Here is a 15,545-nt window from a genome sequence, read left to right on the forward strand (position 1 = left end):
CGTCAGAAGCCGCCCCCACACGGCCGTTCGGCCGGTGCCCGCCCGTCCCCCGTACGGCGGATCCATCCCTTCGGGGGCAGTAGCGGCGCGTTGGGCACCCTCCCCGCGCGACCCCAAATAGCGTCCAGTAGGGTTTGGTCCGCATAAACATCCAAACCCCTGCCTGCGTCAGGGCCGGCGACCGACCCGAACACGGCCGCGGCCGGCCGCGCGGGCCGAGACTCTCGGGAAGGCGCTACGTGAGTCCCTACGGCTCCGACCGCTCGCCGCGGCGCCCGATGCGGCGGAAGCTGCTGCAGGCGCTGACTGCGGGCGTGGTCCTGGCGACCGCCACTGGTTGCTCGTACACATGGAAAGACTTCCCCCGCCTCGGGATGCCCTACCCGGTCACGGAGGAGGCGCCTCGCATCCTGTCCCTGTGGCAGGGGTCCTGGGCGGCCGCTCTGGTCACCGGCATCCTGGTCTGGGGCCTGATCCTGTGGAGCGTCATCTTCCACCGGCGCAGCCGGACGAAGGTGGAGGTCCCCCCGCAGACCCGGTACAACATGCCCATCGAGGCGCTGTACACCGTGGTCCCGCTCATCATCGTCTCGGTGCTGTTCTACTTCACCGCGCGTGACGAGTCCAAGCTCCTCGCCCTCTCGAAGCCGGCGCACACCATCAACGTGGTCGGCTTCCAGTGGAGCTGGGGCTTCAACTACATCGAGGACGTCGACGGCGACGCGGCCACCCCGAAGGCCGGCGCGGTTCCCAAGGAGCTCGCCAGCATCCCGGACCGCTACACCAAGGACTTCCCGGCGGGCGCCGAAGGCGTCTACCAGAAGGGCATCCCGGCCGACCGGAACCCGGAGACCGGGAACCCCGGCCCGACCCTCTACCTGCCCAAGGGCGAGAAGGTCCGCTTCATCCTGTCGTCGAACGACGTCATCCACTCCTTCTGGGTGGTTCCGTTCCTCTTCAAGCAGGACGTCATCCCGGGCCACACCAACGTCTTCGAGGTCACGCCTTCCCAGGAGGGCGTCTTCATGGGCAAGTGCGCCGAGCTCTGCGGCGTCGACCACTCCCGGATGCTCTTCAACGTCAAGGTCGTCTCGCCCGAGGAGTACCGGGCGCACCTGAAGGAACTGGCCGAGAAGGGGCAGACCGGCTTCCTGCCGGCCGGCATCAAGCAGACTGACCCGGCCCGGAACGCGGAGACGAACACACTGTGAGCATCCTCAACGAACCCCAGGGTGCCGCCGCAGACTCGTACGAGAACGAGCTGCCGGTACGGCGCAAGCAGCCTGGCAGCGTGGTGGTCAAATGGCTGACCACGACCGACCACAAGACCATCGGTACGCTGTACCTGGTCACGTCGTTCGTGTTCTTCCTGATCGGCGGCGTGATGGCGCTCGTCATGCGCGCCGAGCTGGCCCGTCCGGGCACGCAGATCATGTCGAACGAGCAGTTCAACCAGGCGTTCACCATGCATGGCACGATCATGCTGCTGATGTTCGCCACGCCGCTGTTCGCCGGCTTCGCGAACTGGATCATGCCGCTCCAGATCGGCGCGCCCGACGTGGCGTTCCCGCGGCTGAACATGTTCGCGTACTGGCTGTACCTCTTCGGCTCGACCATCGCGGTGGCCGGCTTCCTCACCCCGCAGGGCGCCGCCGACTTCGGCTGGTTCGCCTACTCCCCGCTGTCCGACGCGGTCCGCTCGCCGGGCATCGGCGCCGACATGTGGATCATGGGTCTGGCCTTCTCCGGCTTCGGCACCATCCTCGGCTCGGTCAACTTCATCACCACGATCATCTGCATGCGCGCCCCGGGCATGACGATGTTCCGCATGCCGATCTTCACCTGGAACGTGCTGCTGACCGGTGTCCTGGTCCTGCTCGCCTTCCCGGTCCTCGCGGCGGCGCTGTTCGCGCTGGAGTCCGACCGCAAGTTCGGCAGCCACATCTTCGACTCGGCCAACGGCGGCGCACTGCTGTGGCAGCACCTCTTCTGGTTCTTCGGACACCCAGAGGTGTACATCATCGCCCTGCCGTTCTTCGGCATCATCTCCGAGGTCATCCCGGTCTTCTCGCGGAAGCCGATGTTCGGCTACATCGGCCTCATCGCCGCGACGATCGCCATCGCCGGCCTCTCCGTGACCGTGTGGGCCCACCACATGTACGTCACCGGCGGTGTACTGCTGCCGTTCTTCTCCTTCATGACCTTCCTGATCGCGGTACCGACCGGTGTGAAGTTCTTCAACTGGATCGGCACCATGTGGAAGGGCTCGCTGTCCTTCGAGACCCCGATGCTCTGGGCCGTCGGCTTCCTGATCACCTTCACCTTCGGTGGTCTGACCGGCGTCATCCTGGCCTCGCCCCCGCTGGACTTCCACGTCTCCGACTCGTACTTCGTCGTCGCGCACTTCCACTACGTCATCTTCGGCACCGTGGTCTTCGCGATGTTCTCCGGCTTCCACTTCTGGTGGCCGAAGTTCACGGGCAAGATGCTGGACGAGCGCCTCGGCAAGATCACCTTCTGGACGCTGTTCGTGGGCTTCCACGGCACCTTCCTGGTGCAGCACTGGCTGGGCGCCGAGGGCATGCCGCGCCGCTACGCGGACTACCTCGCCGCCGACGGCTTCACCGCGCTGAACACCATCTCCACCGTCAGCTCGTTCCTGCTCGGCCTGTCGATGCTGCCGTTCATGTACAACGTCTGGAAGACGGCCAAGTACGGCAAGAAGATCGAGGTCGACGACCCGTGGGGCTACGGCCGCTCGCTCGAGTGGGCGACGTCCTGCCCGCCGCCGCGGCACAACTTCGTCACCCTGCCGCGCATCCGCAGTGAGTCGCCGGCCTTCGACCTCCACCACCCGGAGATCGCGGCCCTCGACCACCTGGAGGACCACGGCGCCAAGGCCGTCACCGGTGGCAAGGAGGCCGGCAAGTGAAGATCCAGGGCAAGATGTTCCTCTGGCTCTCCGCCTTCATTCTGATCATGGCCGTCGTGTACGGCGTGTGGTCGAAGGAACCCGTGGGGACCACCGCGCTCTTCCTGGCCTTCGGCCTGAGCGTGATGATCGGCTACTACCTGGCCTTCACGGCCAAGCGCGTCGACGAGATGGCCCAGGACAACCTGGAGGCCGAGGTCGCCGACGAGGCGGGCGAGCTGGGGTTCTTCTCCCCGCACAGCTGGCAGCCGCTCTCGCTGGCGGTCGGCGGTGCGCTCGCCTTCATGGGCGTCATCTTCGGCTGGTGGCTCATGTACTTCTCGGCCCCGATCATCCTGATCGGCCTGTGGGGCTGGGTGTACGAGTACTACCGCGGTGAGAACCAGAACCAGTAGCCGTTCTCGGCCCGGTTGAGCGCATGGGGCCCGGACTCCTCGAACAGAGGAGTCCGGGCCCCTCGTTTGCAGTCATCCCGCGCGCCGGGATTGTCGTATTTCCCTAGCGTTGGCCCCATGAACCACTCACCGCGTCTCTGGGCGGTCATCAGCTGCTCCCTGCTGGTCGCGTCCCTCGGTGCCGGCGCCACCGCATGCGGGTCGCACGAGAACCCGCTGTCAGCCCGCCCGCACGACGCGGGCGAGCAGATCGCCTTCAACCAGGTCCAGGGCGGCCGCCCGGTCGACCACAACCGCCCCCTGGAGGTCACCGCCAAGGGGACGGGCAGCAGCCGCATCACCGACGTCACCGCCGTCGACGTGCACGGCCGCCACCTCGCCGGCGAGCTCACCGCCAAGGGCGACCGCTGGCACAGCACCGGCCCCCTCGCCGCCGGCGTGCGCTACACCGTCACCGTCAGCACCGAGGACGAGCGGGGCGCCCCAGGGCAGCGCACGCTGACGTTCGACACCACCCCGGCCAAGAAGCTCCTGAGCGTCGAATTCGGGCCGGAAGAGGGCAAGTACGGCGTCGGACAGCCCCTCACCGCCGACCTCAGCGAGCCCGTCAAGGACAAGGCGGCCCGTGCCGTCGTCGAACGGGGCCTGGTCGTCGACGCCCCGCCCGGCGTCGAGGGCTCCTGGCACTGGGTCGACGACAAGCGGCTGCATTTCAGGCCCAAGGAGTACTGGCCCGCCAACAGCACCGTCTCCGTACGGAGCAACCTGGAGGGCATCCGGATCGACGGAGAGCTCCACGGAGCCGCCAGCACCCCGCTCACGCTGGAGTTCGGGGACCGCGTCGAGGTCATCACGGACGCCGCCGCGCACTACCTCACCTTCAAGCGCAACGGCGAGGTGGTGACCACCCTCCCGGTGACCACCGGCAAGCCGGGCTTCTCCACCCGCAACGGCGTCAAGGTCGTGCTCGGCAAGCAGTACTACGTCCGTATGCGCGGGGACACCGTCGGCATCGGCGGCAGCGAGAACTACGACCTGCCCGTCTACTACGCCACCCGTGTCACCTGGAGTGGTGAATACGTGCACGCCGCCCCGTGGTCGGTCGGGTCCCACGGCTACGCGAACGTCAGCCACGGCTGCACCGGCATGAGCACCGCAAACGCCGCCTGGTTCTACGAGAACATCACCGAAGGGGACATCGTCCAGGTCGTCAACAGCATCGGCGAGGACATGGACACCTTCGGGAACGGCTTCGGCGACTGGAACATGGACTGGAAGGACTGGCGCGAGGGCAGCGCCCTCCTCGCGGGCACCCGCGACGGCCGCACCGCGGCCGACCACGCCCGCCTGCGCCCGCAGGTCTGAACCCGGCGGCCGGCGCGGCCCCCGCGGCCCGCGGCCCGGTGCGCAGGGCCCCCGCCGGGGCCCCGCGCACCGCCGGGACGCCTGCTACGCGTCCAGCGACAGCCGGGCGCGCAGCAGGCGCGCCAGTGCGTCCGCGAACTCCACCGGATCGACCGGAAGGGTCACCGCCGCGTCCGCGCGGCTCCAGGTGGCCAGCCAGGCGTCCTGCGGACGGCCCATCAGCAGCAGCACCGGCGGGCAGCGGAAGACCTCGTCCTTGATCTGCCGGCACACCCCCATGCCCCCCGCCGGGACGGCCTCGCCGTCCAGCACGCAGGCGTCGATCCCGCCCGCGTCCAGCTCGCCCAGGACCGCGGGCAGCGTCGCGCACTCCACGAACTCCACCGGCGGCAGGTCCGCGGCCGGCCTGCGCCCGGAGGCCAGGAGCACCTGCTGCCGGGTGTTCGCATCGTCGCTGTAGACCAGAACCCGTGCAGTCGACCGCATTTCGTTCCTCCACGGTTGCCGTGAACCACGTTGATGTTGCGCGGGATGCTACTCCTCGCAGCCCCTCGCCCACACCGCTTCCGGCACGCCCGCCGACCGCCCGCCGATGGGCCGTTCGGGCCTTGCACACCGCCCTGACACTCCGAACGGCACCCCCCGGGGTGAGGGCGGGATAAGCGACCGACATAATGTCGGTCGTGGCGACAGCAACGACAGTAGATACCGGGCACGCGCACCCGACGGTCAACAGGCCGAACCTCGTCAGCGTCGGAACCATCATCTGGTTGAGTTCCGAGCTGATGTTCTTCGCGGCCCTCTTCGCGATGTACTTCACCCTGCGATCGGTGACAGGCGCCGAGTACTGGTCAGAACAGGCCGCGAGCCTGAACCTGCCCTTCTCGGCGACGAACACCACGATCCTGGTGCTCTCCTCCCTCACCTGCCAGCTCGGCGTCTTCGCCGCCGAGCGCGGTGACGTGAAGAAGCTCCGGACGTGGTTCATCGTCACGTTCGTGATGGGTGCGATCTTCATTGGCGGCCAGGTGTTCGAGTACACCGAGCTGGTCAAGCACGAGGGCATGAGCCTCTCGTCCGGTCCGTACGGCTCGGTGTTCTACCTGACCACCGGCTTCCACGGTCTGCACGTGACGGGCGGTCTCATCGCCTTCCTGCTGGTCCTCGGCCGGACGTACGCGGCCAAGAGGTTCACCCACGAACAGGCCACCTCGGCCATCGTCGTGTCCTACTACTGGCACTTCGTCGATGTCGTCTGGATCGGCCTCTTCGCCACGATCTACCTGATCAAGTAGCGAACACGCGGCCGGGCCCGCCCGGCAACCATCCAGAAACACCGACGCAGAAGATCCTGACACCGGGGTAATCCGTGAAAAAGCTCTCCGCACGACGACGCCATCCGCTGGCGGCGGTCGTCGTTCTACTCCTCGCGCTGGCGGCCACTGGGGGGCTGTACGCCGCCTTCGCCCCTGCGGGCAAGGCGCAGGCCGATGAAACCGCCCAGTCCCTCGCCATCGAGGAGGGCAAGAAGCTCTACGCCGTGGGTTGCGCAAGCTGCCACGGAACCGGTGGCGAGGGAACCAGCGACGGCCCCAGCCTGGTCGGCGTCGGCTCCGCGGCCGTCGACTTCCAGGTGAGCACCGGCCGCATGCCCGCCCAGCAGCCCGGCGCGCAGGTGCCGAAGAAGCCGGTCATCTACACGCAGGCGCAGATCGACCAGCTGGCCGCGTACATCGCGTCCCTCGGCGCCGGCCCGATCACGCCGACCAAGAAGCAGTACGACCCGGCGGGCGCCGACGTCGCCAGGGGTGGCGAGCTGTTCCGCAACAACTGCGCGCAGTGCCACAACTTCACCGGCGAGGGCGGCGCGCTGACGAACGGCAAGTACGCCCCGAACCTCGAGGACGTCTCGCCGAAGCACATCTACGAGGCCATGCTCACCGGCCCGCAGAACATGCCCTCCTTCCCGGACAGCGTCATGCCGGAGCAGGAGAAGAAGGACATCATCGCGTACCTCCAGAACGTGAACGGCGAGAAGTCGGTCAACCCCGGCGGCCTGAAGCTCGGCGGCCTCGGCCCCGTCTCGGAAGGCCTGTTCGGCTGGATCTTCGGTCTGGGTGCGCTGATCGCTGTCGCCGTCTGGGTCGCGGCCCACACCGCTAAGGCCAAGAAGTCATGAGTAGCCAAGAGATTCCCGAAGACAAGCACCTGCCGAGCGAGCAGGGCGACGCCCACCACGGTGGTGTGGCGGTCGCGGACGACCCGTTCGCCGACCCCGGCCTGCCGGTCCACAAGCCGCGCATCCAGGACATCGACGACCGCGCCGCGAAGCGCTCCGAGCGCACCGTGGCGATGCTGTTCACGGTGTCGATGCTGGCCACGATCGCCTTCATCGCCGCGTACGTGGCCATCCCGGTCGACAAGATCGTCTACATCTTCCCGCTCGGGAAGGTGAGCGCGCTCAACTTCGCGCTCGGTCTGACCCTGGGCACCGCCCTCTTCTGCATCGGCGCCGGCGCGGTCCACTGGGCCCGCACGCTGATGTCCGACGTCGAGGTCGCCGACGACCGCCACCCGATCGCGGCCCCGGCCGAGGTCAAGGCGAAGGTCATGTCGGACTTCGCCGCCGGTGCCGAGGAGTCGGCCATCGGCCGCCGTCCGCTGATCCGCAACACCCTGCTGGGCGCGCTGGCCATGGTGCCGCTGTCCGGCCTGGTCCTGCTGCGCGACCTGGGCCCGCTGCCCGAGGAGAAGCTCCGCAAGACCGTCTGGGCCAAGGGCAAGCTGCTCATCAACCAGAACACGGGTGAGCCGCTGCGTCCCGAGGACGTCCAGGTCGGCTCGCTGACCTTCGTCCAGCCCGAGGGGCTCGAAGAGGGCTCGCACGAGTTCCTGACCGAGATCGCCAAGGCCGCCGTGATGATCGTCCGCATCCAGCCGGAGGACATCAAGGACAAGCGTGAGCTCGAGTGGTCCCACGACGGAATCGTGGCCTACTCGAAGATCTGCACCCACGTCGGCTGCCCGATCAGCCTGTACGAGCAGCAGACGCACCACGTGCTCTGCCCGTGCCACCAGTCCACTTTCGACCTCTCCGACGGCGCGCGTGTCATCTTCGGCCCCGCCGGCCACGCGCTTCCGCAGCTGCGGATCGGCGTGAACGGCGAAGGCTTCCTCGAAGCGCTCGGCGACTTCGAGGAGCCCGTCGGTCCTGCATTCTGGGAGCGCGGATGAGTACCGCCACTGACAAGCGGAAGGCGCCCGCCGGCGAGCGCGTAGCCGACTGGGCGGACGGCCGCCTGGGCATCTACAGCCTCGCCAAGGCGAACATGCGCAAGATCTTCCCGGACCACTGGTCCTTCATGCTGGGTGAGATCTGCCTCTACAGCTTCATCATCATCATCCTCACGGGTGTGTACCTGACGCTGTTCTTCCACCCGAGCATGAACGAGGTGGAGTACCACGGCTCGTACGTCCCGATGCAGGGCGTCATGATGTCCGAGGCCTTCGCCTCGACGCTTGACATCAGCTTCGACGTCCGCGGCGGTCTGCTCATCCGGCAGATCCACCACTGGGCCGCGCTGATCTTCGTCGCCGCGATGATCGTGCACATGATGCGCGTCTTCTTCACCGGCGCGTTCCGCAAGCCGCGCGAGATCAACTGGGTCTTCGGCTTCCTGCTGCTGGTCCTCGGCATGTTCACCGGTTTCACCGGCTACTCGCTGCCGGACGACCTGCTCTCGGGCACCGGTGTCCGCTTCATGCAGGGTGCGATCCTGTCCGTGCCGGTCGTCGGCACGTACCTGTCGTTCTTCCTCTTCGGCGGCGAGTTCCCCGGCGGCGACTTCGTGGCCCGGTTCTACTCGATCCACATCCTGCTGCTGCCCGGCATCATGATGGGCCTGCTCGTGGCCCACCTGATCCTGGTCTTCTACCACAAGCACACCCAGTTCCCCGGCCCCGGCCGGACGAACAACAACGTCGTCGGCATGCCGCTGCTGCCGGTCTACATGGCCAAGGCCGGAGGCTTCTTCTTCCTGGTCTTCGGTGTCATCGCGGCCATCGCGGCGATCGCCACGATCAACCCGATCTGGAACCTCGGCCCGTACCGGCCGGACCACGTGTCCACCGGTGCGCAGCCCGACTGGTACATGGGCATGCCGGAAGGCCTGATCCGCGCCATGCCGGGCTGGGAGATCAACCTGTGGGGCCACACGCTCGTCCTGGGCGTGTTCATCCCGCTGATCCTCTTCCCGCTGGTCCTCGGCTCCATCGCGGTGTGGCCGTTCATCGAGTCCTGGATCACCGGTGACAAGCGCGAGCACCACCTGCTCGACCGCCCGCGCAACGCCCCGACCCGCACGGCCGTCGGCGTCGCGTGGATCTCGGAGTACATCGTCCTGCTGATCGGCGGTGGAAACGACATGTTCGCGCAGTACTTCCACCTGTCGATCAACGCGATCACGTGGTTCGTCCGGATCGGCTTCTTCGCCGTCCCGGTCCTGGCCTTCATCATCACCAAGCGCATCTGCCTCGGCCTGCAGCGCCGGGACAACGACAAGGTGCTGCACGGTCGCGAGACCGGCGTCATCAAGCGTCTGCCGCACGGTGAGTTCGTCGAGGTCCACGAGCCGCTGTCGCAGGACAAGCTGCACACGCTCACCTCGCACCACCAGTACACGCCCGCCGAGATCGGCCCGACGGTCGACGAGAACGGCGTGGAGCGCAAGGTCGGTGCCATGGAGAAGCTGCGCGTCAAGCTCAGCAAGGGCATGTACGGCGAGGGCAACCAGATTCCGAAGCCCACGGTGGAGGAGTACAAGGAGATCCAGAGCGGCCACGGCCACCACTGATCCCGAGCGGGGCTGATCTCCGATCGCCCCCGCGTCGCCACGGCGAGAGCCCCGTCCAGGGTCTGGACGGGGCTCTTTGCCGTCCCCGCGGCTGGATAGGCTGAACCCCTTCCCATCCACCGTGGACCACCAGGAGCGGACCATGAACGTTGTGACCCCGGCAGGCGGCGACAGCGTGGCGGCCCGCGGCTGGCCGGCCGTCCTCGACGCCCTGCTCTCCGGCCGCGACCTGCACTCCGACGACACGGCGTGGGCCATGGACCGGATCATGCGGGGCGAGGCCAGCGACGCCCAGATCGCCGGGTTCATGGTGGCCCTGCGGGCCAAGGGGGAGACCGTCGAGGAGATCAACGGCCTCGTGCGGACCATGTACGCGCACGCCAACCTGATCGAGGTGCCGGGCCGGACGGTGGACATCGTCGGCACCGGCGGCGACGGCGCGAAGACCGTCAACATCTCGACGATGTCGTCGGTGGTGGTGGCCGGCACCGGCGCCAAGGTCGTCAAGCACGGCAACCGGGCCGCGTCCTCCGCGAGCGGCGCCTCGGACGTCCTGGAGAAGCTCGGCGTCAACCTGGACCTGACCCCCGCCCGGGTGGTCGAGGTCGCCGAGGAGGCCGGGATCACCTTCTGCTTCGCGGTGAAGTTCCACCCGGCGCTGCGGCACGTCGCCGCCGCCCGCCGGGAGCTCGGGATCCGGACCACCTTCAACTTCCTCGGCCCGCTCACCAACCCGGCGCGGGTGCGGGCCCAGGCGACCGGAGTGGCCGACGCCCGGGTCGCGCCCATCGTGGCGGGCGTCCTCGCCGAGCGGGGCTCCTCGGCGCTGGTCTTCCGCGGCGACGACGGCCTGGACGAGCTGACGACGACGGCGACCTCCCGCGTGTGGTGGGTCCGCGACGGCCGGGTGCAGGAGCAGGCCTTCGACCCGCGCGACGTCGGCATCGGCCTGGTCGACGTGGCGGAGCTGCGGGGCGCGGACGCCTCCTACAACGCCGACGTCGCCCGGCGGCTGCTGGCCGGCGAGACCGGTCCCGTGCGCGACGCCGTCCTGCTGAACTCCGCGGCCGCGCTGGTCGCCCTGGAGCCGGGTACGGGCACCCTGGAGGAGCAGATCGGGGCGGGCATCGCGCGTGCGGCCGAGTCCATCGACTCCGGGGCCGCGCGGGCCGTGCTGGAGCGGTGGGTGGCTGCCACCAACGCCTGACGGTTCCCGGCCCCTCGGGGCGCGTTTCCGGCCGGGCCCCGGTCCGCATGGCGGACCGGGGCCTTGTGCCTGCCCGATCTTGTGGCAGGATGGCTGACCAGGTCACGAGTGACAGCGTCTTGGCCCCGGCCTGCTGTCCGGCAACCCTCCTTCCGTGGCGGGGTGCCCCGGGTGATGACCAGGCCGTGGGCAGCGAGGTCCGCGGCAAGCGCGGATCCCTCGACACCAGGGGTCCTGGTCTCTCGAGGAGTGTTTTTCCGTGAGCAAGCGAATGCGATAGGGCGTACCGCCCCTTCTTCACCCCTCGGACCGGCCTCTTCCGCGTACCCGCGCGTGTGCGCCCAGGCCGTCCCCCGAGGCCTTCCCCGTACCCCGGACGGCGCAGCGCCGTACCCGCGTACGGGTGGTTTCGAAGCCATTCAGCCCTGCAGCCGGGAGATACCGCCATGTCCGCAACCCTGAACACCGCCGTCGCCGACGCCTCCGCCGCCTGCGGCGCCGCCTGTGACGGGCCGCTGCCCGTCCTCGGCCGCGACGTCACCGTCCCGCTCGTCACCGGCGGCGAGACCGTCTACGCGGCCCTCGACTACGCCGCCAGCGCCCCCGCCCTCCAGCGCGTCTGGGACGACGTCGCCGCCTACGCCCCCTACTACGGCAGCGTGCACCGCGGCGCCGGCTACCTCTCCCAGCTGTCCACCGACCTCTTCGAGCAGAGCAGGGCCGCCGTGGCCGCGTTCCTCGACTGCCGCCCCGCCGACCAGGTCGTCTTCACCCGCTCCACGACCGACTCGCTGAACCTCCTCGCCGCCGCCCTACCCGCCGGCTGCCGCGTCTTCGTCTTCGAGACCGAGCACCACGCCTCGCTGCTGCCCTGGGGCGACGAGCAGGTCACGTACCTCGACGCGCCCCGCACCCCCGCCGAGGCCGTCGCCACCCTGGAGCGGGCGCTCGCCGACCGCGGCCCCTCCCCGAGCTCCCGGCTCCGTTCGGGCGCGGGAGGCCCCAACGGCCCGGCCCTCGTCTGCGTCACCGGCGCCTCCAACGTCACCGGCGAGCTGTGGCCCGTGCAGGAGCTCGCGGCCGCCGCCCACGCCCACGGCGCCCGGATCGTCCTCGACGCCGCCCAGCTGGCCCCGCACCACCCGGTCTCCGTACGCGGCCTCGACGTCGACTGGGTCGCCTTCTCCGGGCACAAGCTGTACGCGCCGTTCGGCTCCGGCGTGCTGGCCGGCCGGGCGGACTGGCTGCAGCAGGCCCGCCCCTACCTGGCCGGCGGCGGCGCCTCCCGCAGCGTGGCCCGCCGGGAGGACGGCGGCGTCGACGTCGCCTGGCACACGGGGGCCGCCCGGCACGAGGCCGGCTCGCCCAACGTCATCGGCGCCTACGCGATCGCGTCCGCCTGCCGCGCCCTGGCCGAGGCCGGCTTCGACACCCTCGTCGCCCGCGAGCGCCGGCTCGTCGCCCGGATCCGCGAGGGCCTCGCCGCCGTCCCCGGGGTGCGGGTGCTGTCCCTCTTCGGGGACGACGCCCCGCGCGTCGGCGTCATCTCCTTCGTGGTGGAGGGCTGGAACAGCTCCCACTTCGCCGCCGCGCTGTCCGCCGAGTACGGCATCGGCGTCCGCGACGGCCTCTTCTGCGCCCACCCGCTGGTGCGCACCCTGCTGGGCGGCGCCCCCCAGGAGCCCGGCGCCTGCGACGCCCCCGCGGCACGCCGGCCGGGGGAGCGGCCGCTGAACGCGATCCGCGTCAGCTTCGGCGCGGGCACGCCCGACGAGCACGTCGAGCGCTTCCTGCGGGCCGTGCGGGAACTCGTCGCCGACGGGGCGAAGTGGCAGTACCGCACGGAGGACGGCCGCTGCGTCCCGGCGGTCTGACGCGCCCGGCTGCCGCGCCCGGCTGCCGCGCCCGGCGGCGGCCTCAGGCGTCCAGGCCGATGGCGAAGGCGGCTTCCAGGTCGTGCTGGGAGTAGGTGCGGAACGCCACGTGCGTGTCCGTCGCCTCGACGCCGGGGATCTTGCTGATGCGGCCCGGGATGATGTCCGCGAGGTCGTCGTGGCGGGCCACGCGGACCAGCGCGATCAGGTCGTACGTCCCGGTGACGGAGTAGACCTCGCTGACGTTCTCCAGCGCCGCGATCGACTCGGCGATCTCGGGGATGCGGTCCACGCTGGTCTTGATGAGCACGATCGCGGTGATCACGGCTGGCTGTCTCCCTCGGTGGCCGTCGCTGATCGCCTCACTCTAGCCGTCCTGCCGTAGCGCACCCACGCGAGGAGGAAGCCCAGGGAGAAGCCCACCAGGTGCGCCAGGTACGCCACCCCCGGCCCGCTGCCCGCCCGGTGCGCGGCCACCCACTGCAGGGCGAACCAGAACAGCAGCACGAGCCACGCGGGCAGCCGCAGCGGCAGGAAGTACAGGAACGGGAACAGGCTGGTCACCCGGGCCCGCGGGAAGAGGAACAGGAACGCCCCCAGGACCGCCGAGATGGCCCCCGAGGCGCCGACCAGCGTCTGCTCCGAGGAGGCGTTGGCGGCCGCGTACCCGGCGAGGGCGAGGTAGCCGGTGCACACGTAGAAGCACAGGAACGCCGGCCGCCCCATCCGCTCCTCGGCCATCGCGCCGAAGACGCGCAGGAACAGCATGTTGCCGAGCAGGTGCAGCCAGCTGCCGTGCAGGAACAGCGCGGTCAGCGGGGTCAGCAGCGCCCGCGGCGAGCCCTGGGAGAGCTCGGCCGGGACGACGCCCCACCGCCGGAAGTAGGCGGTGCCCGCCTCCAGCAGCCGCTCGCCGGTGCCGTAGGCCGGATTGAGCCCCGAAGCCGGGCCCAGCAGGAACACCGCGCAGCAGCCCGCGATCAGGGCGTGCGTGGCCACGGGGCCCCCGGCCGCCGCCCGAACGGCCCGCACGGCCCGCCACTTTGCGATCATGCGGTCGAGCATGGCCCGACCGGCCCTCCCCGCCGCACCGGCAGGCCGTAGGGTTACGTGCTGCGGGCCGCCGATTCGCGCGGACGGCGGCTTTGACCCGAGAGAGCTATGAAGGAGAGTGCGGCCTGATGACGGTGCCCCTGCCGACCGCGACCACCCGGTGGCGCTGCACGCTGTGCGGCAACCTGACGCGCTTCGACGTCACCCGTTCGTCGAAGGTCGTCGAGTACGTCCACCTGGACCTTGCCGGGGAGCCCAAGGTCGAGGAGCGCGAGGTGGTCAGTGAGACCATCGAGTCGGTCCGCTGCCGCTGGTGCAACGCGGTGGACCAGATCGAACTCGTGGACAGGCCGGGCGCGGACTCCTGAGGGAGCCGCGCCCCTCCGGGATGGACGGTAGGGGTGACGGATTGTGGAGCCAGCAAGCGGCGCTGAGCCGGCCGATGCGGCCGGCGACGCCGCCGAGGTGCTCGACCGCCCGCTGCCGGAGGGCGTGCGGCGCCGGGTCGTCGCGCTCGTCTCGGACGCCTTCGGGGCGCTGACGGTCGCGGACCTTCCGGCGCAGCTGCGCCAGTACGCCCGGTTCACCCCGACCCGGCGGGCCAAGTTCGCGGGCAACGCCATGGCCGCGGCCGTCGAGAGCGACCCCGTCTTCCGGGGGCGCGTCGCGGAGAAGGTGCGCGAGGCGCAGGCGGAGCTGGCCGCGGCGCTGGACTCCGGCACCGCGCCGGCCGCCGCCGACCCGCTCGACGTGGCCGCGGCGGCGTACGTCCTGCGGCCCGCGGGCTGGGTGAAGCTGGTCGCCGCCGCGGGGGAGGAGGCGCAGCGCGCCGACGCCGAGCGGGCGGACGAGGAGACCCGGCGCGAACTCGACCGGCTGCGCGAGGAGCTGGCCCACGTACGGGAGGCCCAGCGGGCCGGCGGCGAGCAGGTGCGCGGCGAGCTGGAGGCGGCGCGGAAGGAAGCCGAATCGCTTCAGCGCAGACTGCGCAGCGCCCTCAGCGACGTCAAGCGCGGGGAGGCGGCCCTGCGGAAGGCGACCGCCGAGATGGAGGCGGTCCGCGCCGAGGCGGCCGCCCAGACGGCCGCAGCCGAGAGCGAGACCCGCCGGCTCAAGTCGCGGCTGGCCGAGGCGGAGGCGGCGCTGGAGACCTCGCGCCGCGCCACCCGCGAGGGGCGCAGCATCGAGGACATGCGCCTGCGGCTGCTGCTGGACACGGTGTTGGACGCCGCCCAGGGGCTGCGGCGGGAGCTGGCGCTGCCGCCGGTCTCGACGCGTCCGGCCGACCTGGCGGACGCGGTGGAGCCGGGCCGGATGTCGCCGAAGGACATCGCGGCGCGGGCGCTGTCGGAGACCGATCCGGCACTGCTCGACCAGCTGCTGGCGCTGCCGCAGGCACATCTGGTCGTGGACGGCTACAACGTCACCAAGACCGGTTACCCGACGATGCCGCTGGAGAAGCAGCGGCTGCGGCTGCTGGGCGGGCTGTCGATGCTGGCCGCGCAGACGGGCGCCGAGATGACCTGCGTCTTCGACGGGGCCGAGCTGGCCGCGCCGGTGCTGCTCGCGCCGCCGCGCGGGGTGCGGGTGCTGTTCTCCAAGCCGGGCGTCACGGCGGACGAGCTGATCCGGCAGCTGGTGCGGGCGGAGCCGCCCGGCCGGCCGGTGGTCGTGGTCTCCACCGACCGCGAGGTGGCCGACGGGGTGGCGAAGGCGGGGGCGCGGCCCGTCACGTCCGCTTTGCTGCTGAAGCGCCTTTCGCGGGTTTCGTAACTCCTTCCCGGAATGCCTGATTTGGCGGCGCCCTTGCGGGACGGACCGTCAAGTCCCCGGCACTCAGCGTGTCCTGCGGTGAAGAACCTGGCC

At 70.2% G+C, this 15,545-nt stretch carries 15 protein-coding genes and 1 riboswitch; of the genes, 12 read left to right on the plus strand and 3 right to left on the minus strand.

Annotated elements, in window-relative coordinates; genetic code table 11:
* Positions 1-239: 239 nt before the first annotated feature.
* The 4 genes from ctaC (at position 240) to MUK52_RS22860 (ending at position 4,692) form a co-directional block, all read left to right on the plus strand.
* Positions 240-1,211: an aa3-type cytochrome oxidase subunit II gene (gene ctaC, locus MUK52_RS22845; protein ID WP_114057258.1), complete on the plus strand. Its 972-nt coding sequence runs from the start codon at positions 240-242 to the stop codon at positions 1,209-1,211.
* On the plus strand, positions 1,208-2,932 hold the full coding sequence (gene ctaD / locus MUK52_RS22850) for an aa3-type cytochrome oxidase subunit I (RefSeq protein WP_114057257.1): 1,725 nt from the start codon (positions 1,208-1,210) through the stop codon (positions 2,930-2,932). The genes ctaC and ctaD overlap by 4 nt, the downstream gene beginning before the upstream one ends.
* The gene (locus tag MUK52_RS22855) at positions 2,929-3,327 is read left to right on the plus strand and encodes a cytochrome c oxidase subunit 4 (RefSeq protein WP_114057256.1); all 399 of its coding nucleotides are present in this window, start codon (positions 2,929-2,931) and stop codon (positions 3,325-3,327) included. The genes ctaD and MUK52_RS22855 overlap by 4 nt, the downstream gene beginning before the upstream one ends.
* 117 nt (positions 3,328-3,444) lie before the next feature.
* Positions 3,445-4,692 carry a L,D-transpeptidase gene (locus MUK52_RS22860; RefSeq protein ID WP_114057255.1) on the plus strand — a complete coding sequence of 416 codons (1,248 nt, stop codon included), beginning with the start codon at positions 3,445-3,447 and terminating at the stop codon, positions 4,690-4,692.
* 84 nt (positions 4,693-4,776) lie between these two features.
* Here the strand turns inward: MUK52_RS22860 and MUK52_RS22865 are convergent, their stop codons facing one another.
* Complete coding sequence (locus tag MUK52_RS22865) at positions 4,777-5,178, minus strand: hypothetical protein (protein WP_114057254.1); 402 nt, start codon at positions 5,176-5,178, stop codon at positions 4,777-4,779.
* 188 nt (positions 5,179-5,366) lie between these two features.
* On the opposite strand from MUK52_RS22865, the gene ctaE reads away from it, so the two are divergent.
* The 6 genes from ctaE (at position 5,367) to MUK52_RS22895 (ending at position 12,626) form a co-directional block, all read left to right on the plus strand.
* On the plus strand, positions 5,367-5,987 hold the full coding sequence (ctaE, locus tag MUK52_RS22870) for an aa3-type cytochrome oxidase subunit III (RefSeq protein WP_114057253.1): 621 nt from the start codon (positions 5,367-5,369) through the stop codon (positions 5,985-5,987).
* A gap of 74 nt (positions 5,988-6,061) precedes the next feature.
* On the plus strand, positions 6,062-6,871 hold the full coding sequence (qcrC, locus tag MUK52_RS22875) for a cytochrome bc1 complex diheme cytochrome c subunit (RefSeq protein ID WP_114057252.1): 810 nt from the start codon (positions 6,062-6,064) through the stop codon (positions 6,869-6,871).
* Entirely contained in the window at positions 6,868-7,926 is a 1,059-nt protein-coding gene (gene qcrA / locus MUK52_RS22880; RefSeq protein WP_114057251.1) for a cytochrome bc1 complex Rieske iron-sulfur subunit, read from the plus strand. Before qcrC ends, qcrA begins: the two co-directional genes overlap by 4 nt.
* On the plus strand, positions 7,923-9,545 hold the full coding sequence (gene qcrB / locus MUK52_RS22885) for a cytochrome bc1 complex cytochrome b subunit (RefSeq protein WP_114057250.1): 1,623 nt from the start codon (positions 7,923-7,925) through the stop codon (positions 9,543-9,545). Before qcrA ends, qcrB begins: the two co-directional genes overlap by 4 nt.
* A gap of 142 nt (positions 9,546-9,687) precedes the next feature.
* Positions 9,688-10,752 carry an anthranilate phosphoribosyltransferase gene (gene trpD, locus MUK52_RS22890; RefSeq protein ID WP_284579620.1) on the plus strand — a complete coding sequence of 355 codons (1,065 nt, stop codon included), beginning with the start codon at positions 9,688-9,690 and terminating at the stop codon, positions 10,750-10,752.
* A 100-nt stretch (positions 10,753-10,852) separates the two neighbouring features.
* Positions 10,853-10,969, plus strand: a riboswitch (SAM riboswitch).
* 229 nt (positions 10,970-11,198) lie between these two features.
* Complete coding sequence (locus tag MUK52_RS22895; RefSeq protein ID WP_284579622.1) at positions 11,199-12,626, plus strand: aminotransferase class V-fold PLP-dependent enzyme; 1,428 nt, start codon at positions 11,199-11,201, stop codon at positions 12,624-12,626.
* A 43-nt stretch (positions 12,627-12,669) separates the two neighbouring features.
* Here MUK52_RS22895 and MUK52_RS22900 read toward each other — a convergent pair whose 3' ends face one another.
* The gene (locus MUK52_RS22900) at positions 12,670-12,951 is read right to left on the minus strand and encodes an Lrp/AsnC family transcriptional regulator (protein WP_114057247.1); all 282 of its coding nucleotides are present in this window, start codon (positions 12,949-12,951) and stop codon (positions 12,670-12,672) included.
* The gene (locus MUK52_RS22905; RefSeq protein ID WP_114058870.1) at positions 12,948-13,679 is read right to left on the minus strand and encodes a rhomboid family intramembrane serine protease; all 732 of its coding nucleotides are present in this window, start codon (positions 13,677-13,679) and stop codon (positions 12,948-12,950) included. Before MUK52_RS22905 ends, MUK52_RS22900 begins: the two co-directional genes overlap by 4 nt.
* Before the next feature lie 128 nt (positions 13,680-13,807).
* Between MUK52_RS22905 and MUK52_RS22910 the strand changes: the two genes are divergently transcribed.
* Together MUK52_RS22910 and MUK52_RS22915 are read left to right on the plus strand one after the other, a co-directional pair.
* Positions 13,808-14,047 (plus strand): hypothetical protein, encoded by a 240-nt coding sequence (locus tag MUK52_RS22910; RefSeq protein WP_114057246.1) that lies wholly within the window; start codon positions 13,808-13,810, stop codon positions 14,045-14,047.
* Positions 14,048-14,087: 40 nt separating this feature from the next.
* A complete protein-coding gene (locus MUK52_RS22915) occupies positions 14,088-15,452 on the plus strand; it encodes an NYN domain-containing protein (protein WP_284581757.1) in 1,365 nt (454 codons plus the stop codon).
* Positions 15,453-15,545: the final 93 nt, after the last annotated feature.

Origin of the sequence: Streptomyces sp. 2P-4 (genome assembly GCF_030167965.1) — a bacterium.
GTDB classification, from domain to species: domain Bacteria; phylum Actinomycetota; class Actinomycetes; order Streptomycetales; family Streptomycetaceae; genus Streptomyces; species Streptomyces globosus_A.

Bases quoted from the DNA above. Each gene is read 5' to 3' on its own strand.
- MUK52_RS22905 (WP_114058870.1), bottom strand. From the start codon at position 13,679: ATGATCGCAAAGTGGCGGGCCGTGCGGGCCGTTCGGGCGGCGGCCGGG.
- ctaE (WP_114057253.1), top strand. From the start codon at position 5,367: ATGTCGGTCGTGGCGACAGCAACGACAGTAGATACCGGGCACGCGCAC.
- MUK52_RS22910 (WP_114057246.1), top strand. From the start codon at position 13,808: ATGACGGTGCCCCTGCCGACCGCGACCACCCGGTGGCGCTGCACGCTG.
- trpD (WP_284579620.1), top strand. From the start codon at position 9,688: ATGAACGTTGTGACCCCGGCAGGCGGCGACAGCGTGGCGGCCCGCGGC.
- qcrA (WP_114057251.1), top strand. From the start codon at position 6,868: ATGAGTAGCCAAGAGATTCCCGAAGACAAGCACCTGCCGAGCGAGCAG.
- qcrB (WP_114057250.1), top strand. From the start codon at position 7,923: ATGAGTACCGCCACTGACAAGCGGAAGGCGCCCGCCGGCGAGCGCGTA.
- MUK52_RS22860 (WP_114057255.1), top strand. From the start codon at position 3,445: ATGAACCACTCACCGCGTCTCTGGGCGGTCATCAGCTGCTCCCTGCTG.
- MUK52_RS22865 (WP_114057254.1), bottom strand. From the start codon at position 5,178: ATGCGGTCGACTGCACGGGTTCTGGTCTACAGCGACGATGCGAACACC.
- MUK52_RS22895 (WP_284579622.1), top strand. From the start codon at position 11,199: ATGTCCGCAACCCTGAACACCGCCGTCGCCGACGCCTCCGCCGCCTGC.